Source organism: Solwaraspora sp. WMMA2065 (genome assembly GCF_030345075.1).
Taxonomy (GTDB): Bacteria; Actinomycetota; Actinomycetes; order Mycobacteriales; family Micromonosporaceae; genus Micromonospora_E.
Genome location: NZ_CP128361.1, coordinates 5,174,398 through 5,186,419 on the forward strand (window position 1 = coordinate 5,174,398; position 12,022 = coordinate 5,186,419).

The window sequence follows — 12,022 nt, forward strand, 5'->3', positions numbered from 1 at the left end:
ACGCCACCATGTGAGGCTGAGATACCTTTCGACCGGGGCGGATTCAACCGGTCGTCGCAACAGTGGGTGTTCATGCTGCTGACGGGGCTGATAGTAGCTCGGCGAGGGCCTCGGCCGGGGTGCGGACACCGAGTGTCTTACGGGGGCGCCCGTTCAACTCGGCGGCGACAGCGGCGAGATGCTCGGCACTGTGGACAGAAAGGTCGGTGCCCTTCGGGAAGTACTGCCGCAGCAACCCGTTGGTGTTCTCGTTGCTACCCCGCTGCCACGGCGAGTGCGGATCGCAGAAGTAGATGTCGATCCCGGCAGCGATCGACACCTCGACGTGGCGGGCCAACTCCCGGCCCTGGTCCCACGTCACCGACCGCCGCAACTGCTCGGGCATTGTCCGGATCGCCGCGATCAACGCATCCCGCACCTGCACCGCGTCGCGCCCGTCGGGCAGGTGCAGCAGCATGCAGAACCGGGTCGACCGCTCCACCAACGTCCCGATCGCCGACGCCTGATTCCGGCCGATGATCAGGTCGCCCTCCCAGTGGCCGGGCACCGCCCGGTCGGCGACCTCCGCCGGCCGGTCCCGGATGTTGACCATGTCCGACAACCGGCCCCGCCGCTCACGCTCACGCCGACGCGGCCGCCGCAACGCCCGCCCCGTGCGCAGACACGCCGCCAGTTCCCGCCGCAACGCGCCCCGGCCCTGCACGTACAACGACTGGTAGATCGTCTCCGGTGAGATCCGCATGCTCTCATCGTCGGGGAACGCGGCCACCAGCCGCAGACTGATCTGCTCCGGTGACCACCGCAACGTCAACCAGTGCTGCACCACCATGTGTAGCCGCTCGTCGGCGGCCAGCTTCGCGACCTTCGGCCGTCTTGCCCGTTGCCTGGTCATCTTCTCGGCAGGTCCGGCCCGGTAGGGGCCCCGCCAACCCTTGTTGCGGGTGACCTCCCGACAGATCGTCGACGGCGAGCGACCCAACCGGGTCGCGATCGACCGCTGCGACTCGCCCCGCGCCAAGGCCAGGGCGATCTCCTCCCGCTCATCGAACGACAGGTAGCGGCCCGACGCCGCTCGAGGTCCGTTGCTCTTCACCCCACCAGCCTGGGCGAACCACCGCAGCTCAGTGGGATGGGTGACCCCGGCGTGTCGTCCCGCCTCCTCGTTCGACATCCCCAGCCGGACGGCGTCCCAGAACGCGACCCGCCGGAACCGGGGCAGTGATCTAGACATCGCAACTCCCTTGATCAACTCAGGTGTTGCGACGACCCCTTGAACCCGAGCCGGTCGAAAGGTATCTCAGCCTCACATGATCTTGATGATCCCGGCTCGGCGGGTGTAGGGGGAGGGGGCCGGTCAGGGTGAGCCGTGCGGGAGGACCCGGTAGCCGAGTTGCTGGCCGTAGGTCATCAACGGGCGCAGGGTGGGGACCAGTTCGGTCGCCTCGGTGGACCAGTGGTGTCCCCGGTTGCCGTCGAGTCGGCGGTGACGGGCCGATGTCGTCTGCCGTTGTTGGTGCAGCTCGCGTCGCAGGTGGTGCAGCCGGTGGGAGGCTGTGGACCGGCCGGAGCGCCAGTCGAGCCAGCGTAGCCACCAGTCACGTAGCATTTCGGTGATCATTTCTCTCCCTTGATCAATTGGTCGATGGTCGGGTTTCTGCGCGCCGGGGCAGTCGGTAGAGTCCGTGGCGCTGGACGAGTATCTCCCGCCGTTCGGCGGCGTTGCCGTACCGGTCGATGACGTATCCGGCCAGCCAGATCCACCCGTCGTAGGTCCATTTGCGGTCGACGGCGATGACCCGGAGTCGGATGGCGCGGTCGTCGGCGAACTGGACGCTGGCTTGCCGGCCGATGATCAGCACGTCGCCGGGTTTCGGCTCCGGCGTGGCGAGCAGCCGGCTACTCACCGGGCCGATCCGCTATCGGGTAGGTCGTACGCCCGCAGTCCGGGCACCACCTGGACTTGACCTTGAATGACCACAGCCCGGCGCAGAAGCCCAGCAGCGCCGCGCCGACGACTGCCCCGATTCCTAGCATGGCCGCATCCTCCTGTCGCAGGTGTCGATGGCTTCGAGATCGAAGATGAGCGCGTCTGCCGCGTGTAGTTCCTCGATCAGGTCGTCGAAGAGGTCGCTGTGGTGTGCAGAGAGGGTTTCGTGGGCGGGGACGATGACGTGGTGGGCGTCCTCGACGAGGAGGTCATGCATCAGGCGGTCGAACGCTGCTCGACTGGTCGCGCGTTCGATGAAGACAGCGGTCAGGTCGTAGCCGTGGCTGTCGGCGAACTGCTGCATGCGTCGCTCGGCTTGGTCCACGATGGCGTTGCTCGTGTTGGCGTGCGGCGGCAGTAGGCGGATGTAGCCGTACAGCGGCAGTCTCATGGGTCTAGTTCCTCCTGCAGGGTATGGACCTGGACGCCGGTGTCTTCCAGCGCGTCGAGAAGGTGGCGCTGGACCACCGGGTGCGTGGAGAGGTGCGCAAGGCTGGGCGTGATCACGCGCCGGGCGTCGGAGCGGCCGATCTCTTCGATCAGTGCGGTGAGGGCGGGGCGGTTCAGCGCGGTGTCGTACTCATGGAAGAGCCCCGCTAAGCAGTAGCCCTCCTGCTCGGCCCAGAACTTGAGGGCGAGTTCCATCTGCCGGATGTCGCCGTCGAGGGCGTCGAGGTCCACCCGCAGGTAGCCGTACATCAGCGGCTTCACCATGGAATGCCCCCTTCGATTCGAGCGGGACCGACGACATGTGCCTGCTCGGGCGACCCCTCGCCGGCTGCTGGGCGGTGCGGCACGCCCAGGTACCGAAGACGAGTAGAGGTAAACATTCACGTCTTGCTGGCGGGTTTGCTGTTGGGTAGCGTGACTCGCCGGGCCGAGCTGGGGGTGGTTGCCGTCTCGGACCGATCGTGATCTTGTGCCCGGGTGGTTGATCCGGAGGCGCTGTCGCGGGACGAGCTGATCGCGGTGGTCCGTGATCAGGCCGCTCAGTTGGCGGATCAGACGGCCGAGGTGGAACGGCTACGTGCGGAGTTGGAGCAGATCAAGCGGTTGATCTCGCGGAACAGCCGAAACTCCTCGATGCCGCCCTCGACCGATGATCTGCCTGGCCGGTCGGGTAGGAGCAAGCCCGCCGGCGGTGGGCGCTCGGGCGGGAAGAAGCCGGGGCGAGGTAGACAGCCCGGTGCGCCGGGATCGTATCTGCCCTGGTTGGACGAGGCCGACGTCCGGGTGGTTGACCAGCGTCCGTGCGGGCCGTGCGAGTGCGGGACGGACCTGGCGGGGGCTGTCGACGAGGGGGTGGTGTCGGCCAGTCAGGTCACCGACGTGCCGCTGGTCACCGCGTCGACGGTGGAGTACCGGCAGTACCGGGTCCGGTGCGGCTGCGGCCGGAAGCACGTCGCCGCCCCGCCGAAGCAGGCGGGGGTGGGTAACACCCGGGTGTACGGGGCGAACCTGCGCGCTCTCGCCGTGTACCTGCTGATCGTGCAGCACGTGCCGGTCGAGCGGTGCGTGCGGCTGATCGCCGATCTGGCCGGCACCCGCGTGTCGGCCGGGTTCGTCCACAAGGTCCTCGCCGCCGTCGCGGCGGCGGTGACCGACATCGTCACGATGATCAAGGCGTTGATCACCCTGGCCGAGGTGGTCCATTTCGACGAGACCACGATCCGGGCGGGTGCCGCGGGCCGCAACGGGTACGTATGGTCCGCGTCGACCGGCCGGTACACCCTGTACGCGCTGGCTGAGCGTCGCAGCGGCGAACAGTTCCGCACCATCGGGATCGGGCCGGCGTTCACCGGGGTCGCCGTGCACGACCGGTACACCGTCTACGACCAGGCCGGCAACTTCGCCGACGGGGTGCGGCACCAACTGTGCTGCGCACATCTGCTCCGCGATCTCGAAGACGCGGCCGAGACCTACCCCGACCACGTCTGGCCGGTCCAGTGCCAGCGGGCGCTACGCGGCCTGATCCACGCCGCGAACCTCGCCCGCGCCGCCGGACAGGCCGAGATCGACCCCGCCGTGCGTGACCCGCTGGTCCGCGAGTTCCGCGACGGCGTGATCGTCGGCCGTAAGGACGTCCCCCGCGTCGGCGGCCCCCGCGACAGGCAGCCGCCCGGCCGCAACCTACTCGAGGATCTCCACCACCGCCACGACGACGTCCTGCGGTTCTGCTACGACACCACCATTCCGCCGACGAACAACCTCGCCGAGCGTGACCTACGGCCGAACAAGACCCAGCAGAAGATCTCCGGCCGGCTCACCAGCGAGAAAGCCACCCGCGACCGGCTGACCATCCGCAGCTACCTATCCACTGCGGTCAAACACGGCGTCAACGCCATGACCGCACTCCGCGACGCCGTCACAGGGAACCCCTGGATGCCGCAGACCGCCCACATCCTCCAGGGCTGACCCCGCGCCCTCACAAGAGGTGAATGTTTACGAGTAGAGCACTGCGTGTATCGATCTACAAGACTTCATTTAGGGCACCCAGAAGTACGTCATAGAGAGCGAAGCATGCATTGCAAAACAGGCGTACGGGTGCTTTCATCTTGAGTGACAGGGTCGCCTCACCGTGAGGCGAGGAGCGGAGGATGAGACGTGGCGGAAGGAGCGACAGGGTCAACGGTGCCGAGACGGCAACTGGGTCGCTGCCTGCGTGATCTCCGGATGCAGGCCCGGTTCACGGTCAGAGCCGCCGCCTCCGCTCTGGAGTGGAGCGAAGCGAAGATCTGGCGGATCGAGACCGGGCAGACGTCCATGCGGTCACTCGACGTCGAGCAGATGTGCCGCGTCTACGGCGCGTTGGCCGAGACGACGACATCGCTCATGGCTCTCGCCAAGGAGACCAAGAGCAAGGGCTGGTGGCTGTCTTACGCAGACATAATCAACGAGGGCTTCGACGTTTACATCGGCCTGGAGGAGTCCTGCAGTCAGTTGCGGTGGTACGAAGCTGAGCTCGTGCCAGGACTACTGCAAACTGCGGACTACGCCCGCACGCTGATCGAGGCCGACAACCCCGGCACGGAGCCGCGCGAGATCGGCCGACGGGTTCAACTCCGAATCGCTCGGCAAACGCTGCTCACCAGACCGGTCGCGGCACCGGAGCTGAGGGTGGTGCTCAACGAGTCGATCCTCCGGCGGCCGGTGGGCGGGCGGGAGGTCATGAGCGCCCAGCTGGAACGGCTGATCGCCGTGAGCGAGATGCCGAACGTGGCACTCAGGGTGCTGCCGTTCGCGGTCGGGATGCACGCCGGCATCATGTCGGGTCCGTTCGTCGTGCTGGAGTTTCCCACCAACGGCAACGGCCAGGCGACGGAACCGCCCACGGTCTACGTCGACGGGTTCACCGGTGCTCTGTTCCTGGACAAGCCGCATGAGATCGACCGGTACGAGGGAGCATTCAGCAACATCTGGGACGCCTCGCTGGATGAGCGGGCGTCGAGGCAGGCAATCAGGGACGCGATGAAGGAGATGGGCAAGTGATCACTGGCGACGTTTCAGCGGCTCGTTGGTTCACGTCGAGCCGGAGCAACGGACAGAACAACTGCGTCGAAGTGGCCGACAACCTTCCGGGACGGGTCCTGGTCCGGGACACCAAGAACCGCGACGGCGGCACCCTGGCCTTCGGCCCGTCCGCGTGGCGCTCGTTCATCGAGGTGGCGAAGCGCCACCACTGACGGCCTGACGGCGATCTCGGCGAGACAGCCGGAGAGCGCCGACCCTGCCTCGGTAGGGTCGGCGCTCCTGCATCGCGCGCCGGACGCGGTGAGTCAGGGCGCCTGATCGCCGGCCGGGTTGGTCGGTTCGCTCTGCGCTGCGAAGGCTCCGTCATGCCGTCCGTGAGCGCGGACCCTTCGCGGAGCTGTTTACGCAGCTCAAGTACTGTTCGAGAGTGGACGTCGGTGGCGTTTGGGCTGTCGTCGTGCTCTCTCCAGGCGGACCCTTCGCGGACCGCTCGCTCCGCCGCAGGTCAGGAGGGGTAAAATCGGTACCCTGTCGCAGCTCTCTCGGGAGCTGCCCTTCATTGAGGCCCGGTCAGCTTGCGGATGTCGACCTGGCGGCGGCGGCCGGGTCGCAGCTCTCTCGGGAGCTGCCCTTCATTGAGACGGTGTGCATCGAGACTCCGTCTCTCTGGCACCTCACTGCCCAGGAGTGGACGTCGATCGGTGGAGATGATCCAGTGAGCAGCGCACCCAGTTGGCGTACCAGCACCTACTCCGAAGCCGGCTCGTGCGTCGAGGTGGCCGACAACCTGCCCGGTCGGGTCCTGGTTCGGGACACCAAGGACCGTAGCGGCCCGATGCTGATCTTCGGCCCGTCCGCCTGGCGCTCCTTCGTCGAGCTCGCCAAGCAGCACCACTGATCCAACATCCCAGCAGCGGGCCGAGCTCCAGAGGCTCGGCTCCCCAAGTTGGCCGGTGCCTCCGCTGGTGTCAGTCCAGTTGGGTCACGACGCGGCCGTCGGCGTCGCGGCCGACGACGGCGGTGATGTCGGAGAGGTTCATCCCGTCGCGCTCATGCTCGCTACGGGGAAGCCAGGCCGCGTACGCGCCGATCTGGCGACTTCGGGTGGCGGGGAGCCGGTGTACGGCGGCCGTGGCGGTCTGGCCGAACATGGTCACGGACACGCTGGTCACGGCACCGCGTACGGACCCGACCAGGATGATCTTCCGCTGCTGCGGGTCAAGCGGGGCGACGTACGGCATCGGCTTGGTGGGCAGCAGCGGCGGACCGACCGTGTCCAAAGCCTCCGGCGCCGGATCGCAGAAGACGAACTCGTTCTCCTTGCCCTCCCTGCGCTTCTCGTCGACGCGGGCAACGCGCACGCAGAACGAGTCTTCAGCGAGCCAGGCGGCGGTCTGCCAACCCGGTACGCGGGCATCCAACACCACGGGCTGTCCGACGGTTGGGGTCGGCGGGGGCGCCTCGGGGGCGAGAGCAGTGACAGCGCAGCCTTGCACGGCGAGTAGCCCGCCTACGACGGCCATGGTGATGGAGGGACGCATGCCGACAGTGTCGCCTGCATGCCACGGCGATGGGCGTCGCCGGGGTGGGTTCCCGGCCAGCCTGTTGTAGCCGGGAGCCGTCGAGGTGAGGCTTACGCACGTTAAAACGCGAACTTAAGGTATCTCAGCCTCACCTCGGCGCGGTGCTGAGTTGCCGGCGACCCCGCCCGAGCTGTGGCCAGGGTCAATCAGGTCGTGAATCTCCCCGCCGCCGTCGCGTAGCTCTTCGACCGCTTCGGCCAACCGCCGAGCATTGGCGAGGCTGGCCATCAGATATACCGTCTCTTCCAGCGACCCGTGCCCATGCCCCGAGTCGGCCACAGCGGCCTCGCGGCCAGGCAGGCCCGCCGTGGCAGGCAGTTCCTGCTTACCGGACTCGACGGCCTGCTCGCCACCGGATCGCTCGATGTGGGCCGCGCGAATGTCGCGCCAGCGTCCGCAACTAGTCATTGCTGCCCTTGGTTGGCTTCAGATCTCCGCCGCCTCGGCGGCCATCCTTACTATGTCTCGGTAGTCCTCTTCGGTGTCAGTGTGAGGGCTGCTGAGAATGCGACCAACCTTTTGCCTACCGACACGCTGCCTCCAGTTGGGCGGGGTGATGCAGAAAATGTGTCGTGAGTTGACTCTAAGTCATCTTGGGGCGTGTTGTTGAGTTCATAGTGAATCAACATTCATGCTCACGATCGTCCTGATCGTTTTCGAGAGAAGAGACCGGCCGCCGACCAGCAGAGCCCGGTGGTTGAGCCGAGCTGCGCCAGCCTTCCACTACTCAGGATCAGCGTCGTTTGACCTGCAGAGGGGCGGTGTAGGTGTCGCGGAGGGCGGTGAGGCGGTCGCGGCGGAACCGGCCCGGTTCGCGTCGTCGCATCCGTCGTCCCGTGTCGCTGGTGATGGTGTCGGCCGGCACCTCGTCGGCGTCGGCCGGGATGAACTTCATCGCCTCGTCGAGCGCGGCGACGGCCCGGGACAGGGCAGCCGCGGCCCGCCGCCGCTGTGCTGGATCGAGCGTGACCGGGTCGGCAGCAGCAGGCCCGGCAGCAGCAGGCCCGGGAGCGGCAGGCCCGGCGGTGGCGAAGTCGGCGGGGACCAGGGCGGCGTACCGGTCGGCGACGGCAATCCACTCGCCGGGGTCGATGAGCTGCGACGGCTCCGGGCCACCGTACGAAAAAGCAGCGCCTGCCGGCGGGTGCACCGGCTCGGCGGGCAGCCGGAACAGGAACTCCCGTGCGGTGCCGCAGCCGGCACAGCTGCCCTGGTAGCGGGTGGCCAGGTCACCGTCGGTGAGCGCGACCACCTCGACCTGCGGCTCGAACCGTGCTTCACCGCAGCCGCACGGATGCAGCTCGACGTAGAGGCGTGCTTCGGCGCTGCTGCGCGCCGCTGGCAGGGCGACGCTCACAACACGCCGCCGACCGCCGCCGGCACCCCGCCATGAGCACCAACACCAGCACCGGCGGCGACACCGACGCCAGCACCAGCGGACGGCGTGCCGGTCGGAGCGGTGTCGGGCCGGACACCCGGGCGGACGTGGTACCGCAGCCAGTTGGCCATCAGCCGCCGAGAGGTCGCGACGATCTGCGCCTCACGGGCGTACAGGGTGGCGGTGAAGGCGTCGAGGTCGGCGTCGTCCGGGCCGATCCAGCCTTCGCGGACCAGCGCGCCGCGTCGGCTGCGGGCCAGCGCCGAAATGATGCTCGCGGTGATCTCGGGGTGGGCCTGGATCGTCCGTACGGTCGGGCCGATGGCCAGCGCCTCGTTGCGGTAGACCCGGCTGTACGCCAATTCGACGACCGCCCCCTCGACGGCCCGTGCCGGCAGTTCCTCGACCACATCGACGTGCGAGGTGAACAGGTCGAACTCGTCGGGCAGGCCGGTGAACAGCGGGTCGACCCGGCCGGCCGGGGTCAGCCGTACCGTGTCGACGCCGAACCGGCGGCCGTGCCCGCCGATCGCCGCCCGGCCGCCGATCGACTCCGCGCGGGCCTGGTGTGACCAGCAGATGTGCAGCTCCGGTACGCCGGCGGCAGCGGCGGCGCGGAAGAACTCCTTGGTCCGGGTGATCCACGGCAGGTGTTCGTACGCGGAGTGCCCGGAGCCGCCGCCGATGACCGCGTCGGCTTCGATGGTGTCGGGCAGCGGCTGCCCGTCGGCGACGTCGACGGTGACGATCTGCGTCGGGTCCAGCCCGGTCGCCTCGGCGATCCACTGCGGATAGCTGGGGAGGCCGAGGGCGGTCAGTGCGGCGCGTTCCTGGGTATTGACGAAGAGCAGTCGGATCCGGTCCCGGATTTGGTGGGGCGCGCGCGTGTGGTGGGGCACCTGCCGGAGACTACCGCCCAGGTGGAGATCATCGGCCGATCGGTCGAGGGAAAGCGCTTACTCGACCCTGTCGGGTGACAGCACATTCACTGATACTGGTCGACGTGGTGACCGAACTGTCGACCCTGGGCCGCCGTACGGTGTCGTTCGTCGCGCCGGATCCGGCGCGCACCGCCCCGATCACCTGGGGCCAGCGGGCATTGTGGATGGCGCTCCGGCGGCACGGCACCAGCCAGACCATGTTCGCCCTCAAACGGCACGTCGCCGTGCCCCGCCGGGCACGCTCCGACCCGGAGCGGGTGTACGCGGCGATCGCCGCCCTGATGGTGCGGCACACCGCGCTGCGCACCCGGCTGGAGCTGGCCGGCGACGAGCCCCGTCAACTGGTCGCCGACCGGGGTGACCTACCGGTGCTGGTGGTGCCGGCCGAATCCGGCGGCAACTCCGGCGACGCGGCGGGCGGCGGGTCGGCGGATCCGGCGGCGGTCGCCCAGCGGGTCGCCGACGAGCTGGCGGCGGAGCCGTTCGCGCACGCCGACGACTGGCCGCAGCGCGTCGCGGTGGTGACCCGCGACGGCGTACCGCATCAGGTGGTGGTGGTGTTCAGCCACACCACGGTCGACTTCCGGGCGGCCGAGCTGGTGCTGCGCGACCTGCGGCTGCTGCTGGCCCGGAGCCGGATCGACGACGCACCCGGTCTGCAGTCGGCGGACGTCGCCGACCTGGAGCAGCGGGAGAGCCACCGGCGGCGGTCGGCGCGGGCGGCGGCGTACTGGGTGGAGGTGACCCGCCGGCTGTCGCGCGACACCCGGATGCCGCAGCGGGAGCCGGCCACCCCGCGTTTCCGGCGGGGTGTCCTGACCTCGGCGGCGGCGGACACCGCGACCAGGATGCTCGCCGTACGGCATCGGACGACCACCTCGACGGTGCTGCTCGCGGCGGCGGCGCTGGTGGTCGGCGAATGCTCCGGCAACGACCTGGTCGGCATGCACACGATGGTCAACAACCGGATGCTGGACGGCTACCCGGAGGCGATCGCCAAGCTGAACCAGTTGGCCCTGGTGCCGGTCGACCTGACCGGCGACCGCCGGATGGCGTCCCTGCTGCCCCGGGTGTGGCGGGCGGCGCTCGACGGGTACCGGCACGCCTACTACGACCCGCAGGCGCTCAGCGACGCGTTCGGCGCGGCCGGCCTGCCGTACGCAACCGGGGTGAACCCGCACTGCTACCTCAACGACATCCGGCTGTCGGCGGACAGCGACCTGTTCGGCCGCGACATCGACGAGGCGGCGGTACGTGGCGCGTCGGCCGGCACCACGTTCCGGCTCGCCCAGCGGATCGAGCGGTTTACCTGGCGTACCCGGATCGAGATCGTCGACCGGCCGGACGGGTTGGGGCTGGCGCTCACCGCCGACACCACCTACTTCTCGACCGACGACATCGAGCGGTTCCTACGGGCGCTGGAGGCCCACCTCATCGACGGCGCGTTCGCGGAATAGTTGACGCAGCAACTATGTTTGGCCGGGTAGTCCGAGGGAATTCCAACCGGCCCTCGCCGCGAGGAGGAGCAGACCATGCAGTTCGGCGTCTTCAGCGTCGGTGACGTCACCGTCGACCCGACCAACGGTCGGGAGCCGACCGAGCGCGAGCGGATCAAGGCCATGGTCGCCATCGCGCTCAAGGCCGAAGAGGTCGGCCTGGACGTCTTCGCCACCGGCGAGCACCACAACCCGCCGTTCGTGCCGTCGTCGCCGACCACCATGCTCGGCTACGTCGCGGCGAAGACCGAGCGGCTGCTGCTGTCCACCGCGACCACGCTGATCACCACCAACGACCCGGTGAAGATCGCCGAGGACTACGCGATGCTGCAGCACCTCGCCGACGGCCGGGTCGACCTGATGATGGGGCGCGGCAACACCGGCCCCGTCTACCCGTGGTTCGGCCAGGACATCCGCAACGGTATCCCGCTGACCATCGAGAACTACGACCTGCTGCGCCGGCTGTGGCGCGAGGACGTCGTCAACTGGCAGGGCAGGTTCCGTACCCCGCTGCAGGATTTCACCTCGACGCCGCGCCCGCTCGACGGCGTACCGCCGTTCGTCTGGCACGGCTCGATCCGCAGCCCGGAGGTCGCCGAGCAGGCCGCCTACTACGGCGACGGCTTCTTCGCCAACCACATCTTCTGGCCGAAGGAGCACACCCAGCGGATGGTCGGGCTCTACCGGGAGCGCTTCGCCCACTACGGCCACGGCTCCGCCGACCAGGCGATCGTCGGCCTCGGCGGGCAGGTGTTCATGCGCCGCAACTCGCAGGACGCGGTGCGCGAGTTCCGGCCGTACTTCGACAACGCCCCGGTCTACGGGCACGGTCCGTCGTTGGAGGACTTCAGCTCGCAGACGCCGCTGACCGTCGGCAGCCCGCAGCAGGTCATCGACCGTACGCTGACCTTCCGCGAGTACGTCGGCGACTACCAGCGGCAGCTGTTCCTGGTCGACCACGCCGGACTGCCGTTGAAGACGGTGCTGGAGCAGTTGGACATGCTCGGCGAGGAGGTCGTGCCGGTGCTGCGGCGCGAGTTCGCGGTGGGCCGGCCGGCACACGTGCCGGACGCACCCACCCACGCCTCCCTGGTCGCCGCCGCGGACGGCAGCACAGCAGACAGTACGGCTGACGCGGACTCGGCCGCGCCGGCTGCGGTGTGACG

General features: G+C 68.7%; 14 protein-coding genes and 1 pseudogene. 6 read left to right on the forward strand and 9 right to left on the reverse strand.

Annotated elements, in window-relative coordinates; genetic code table 11:
* Positions 1-70 precede the first annotated feature (70 nt).
* The 5 genes from O7610_RS23545 to O7610_RS23565 all read right to left on the reverse strand — a co-directional run bounded on the left by O7610_RS23545 (position 71) and on the right by O7610_RS23565 (position 2,701).
* Entirely contained in the window at positions 71-1,231 is a 1,161-nt protein-coding gene (locus O7610_RS23545; protein ID WP_281552633.1) for an IS30 family transposase, read from the reverse strand.
* Positions 1,232-1,354: 123 nt separating this feature from the next.
* Positions 1,355-1,618 carry a hypothetical protein gene (locus O7610_RS23550; RefSeq protein WP_281552634.1) on the reverse strand — a complete coding sequence of 88 codons (264 nt, stop codon included), beginning with the start codon at positions 1,616-1,618 and terminating at the stop codon, positions 1,355-1,357.
* A 13-nt stretch (positions 1,619-1,631) separates the two neighbouring features.
* Entirely contained in the window at positions 1,632-1,904 is a 273-nt protein-coding gene (locus O7610_RS23555; protein WP_289211871.1) for a hypothetical protein, read from the reverse strand.
* A gap of 123 nt (positions 1,905-2,027) precedes the next feature.
* Positions 2,028-2,378, reverse strand: coding sequence for a serine integrase family protein (locus O7610_RS23560; RefSeq protein WP_281552636.1), 351 nt, complete (start codon positions 2,376-2,378; stop codon positions 2,028-2,030).
* On the reverse strand, positions 2,375-2,701 hold the full coding sequence (locus tag O7610_RS23565) for a recombinase family protein (RefSeq protein ID WP_281552637.1): 327 nt from the start codon (positions 2,699-2,701) through the stop codon (positions 2,375-2,377). Before O7610_RS23565 ends, O7610_RS23560 begins: the two co-directional genes overlap by 4 nt.
* Before the next feature lie 213 nt (positions 2,702-2,914).
* Here O7610_RS23565 and tnpC point away from each other — a divergent pair, with 213 nt between their 5' ends.
* From tnpC to O7610_RS23585, 4 genes are all read left to right on the forward strand, one after another.
* Positions 2,915-4,402: an IS66 family transposase gene (gene tnpC, locus O7610_RS23570; RefSeq protein WP_281551243.1), complete on the forward strand. Its 1,488-nt coding sequence runs from the start codon at positions 2,915-2,917 to the stop codon at positions 4,400-4,402.
* 216 nt (positions 4,403-4,618) lie between these two features.
* Positions 4,619-5,476, forward strand: a complete 858-nt coding sequence (locus O7610_RS23575; protein WP_281552638.1) for a helix-turn-helix domain-containing protein — start codon at positions 4,619-4,621, stop codon at positions 5,474-5,476.
* Positions 5,473-5,670, forward strand: a complete 198-nt coding sequence (locus O7610_RS23580; protein WP_281552639.1) for a DUF397 domain-containing protein — start codon at positions 5,473-5,475, stop codon at positions 5,668-5,670. Before O7610_RS23575 ends, O7610_RS23580 begins: the two co-directional genes overlap by 4 nt.
* Positions 5,671-6,173: 503 nt before the next feature.
* Positions 6,174-6,356: a DUF397 domain-containing protein gene (locus O7610_RS23585; protein WP_281552640.1), complete on the forward strand. Its 183-nt coding sequence runs from the start codon at positions 6,174-6,176 to the stop codon at positions 6,354-6,356.
* A gap of 70 nt (positions 6,357-6,426) precedes the next feature.
* Here the strand turns inward: O7610_RS23585 and O7610_RS23590 are convergent, their stop codons facing one another.
* From O7610_RS23590 to O7610_RS23600, 4 genes and pseudogenes are all read right to left on the reverse strand, one after another.
* Positions 6,427-6,999, reverse strand: a complete 573-nt coding sequence (locus tag O7610_RS23590; protein ID WP_281552641.1) for a hypothetical protein — start codon at positions 6,997-6,999, stop codon at positions 6,427-6,429.
* Between the two features lie 348 nt (positions 7,000-7,347).
* A pseudogene (locus tag O7610_RS30765) lies at positions 7,348-7,449 on the reverse strand (helix-turn-helix domain-containing protein); the annotation flags it as partial.
* Between the two features lie 325 nt (positions 7,450-7,774).
* Complete coding sequence (locus tag O7610_RS23595; protein ID WP_289211872.1) at positions 7,775-8,398, reverse strand: hypothetical protein; 624 nt, start codon at positions 8,396-8,398, stop codon at positions 7,775-7,777.
* Positions 8,395-9,318, reverse strand: a complete 924-nt coding sequence (locus tag O7610_RS23600) for a type 1 glutamine amidotransferase (protein WP_289211873.1) — start codon at positions 9,316-9,318, stop codon at positions 8,395-8,397. Before O7610_RS23600 ends, O7610_RS23595 begins: the two co-directional genes overlap by 4 nt.
* 104 nt (positions 9,319-9,422) lie before the next feature.
* Between O7610_RS23600 and O7610_RS23605 the strand changes: the two genes are divergently transcribed.
* Positions 9,423-10,817 (forward strand): condensation domain-containing protein, encoded by a 1,395-nt coding sequence (locus tag O7610_RS23605; RefSeq protein WP_281552644.1) that lies wholly within the window; start codon positions 9,423-9,425, stop codon positions 10,815-10,817.
* Positions 10,818-10,892: 75 nt separating this feature from the next.
* Positions 10,893-12,020 carry an LLM class flavin-dependent oxidoreductase gene (locus O7610_RS23610; RefSeq protein ID WP_289211874.1) on the forward strand — a complete coding sequence of 376 codons (1,128 nt, stop codon included), beginning with the start codon at positions 10,893-10,895 and terminating at the stop codon, positions 12,018-12,020.
* Positions 12,021-12,022: the final 2 nt, after the last annotated feature.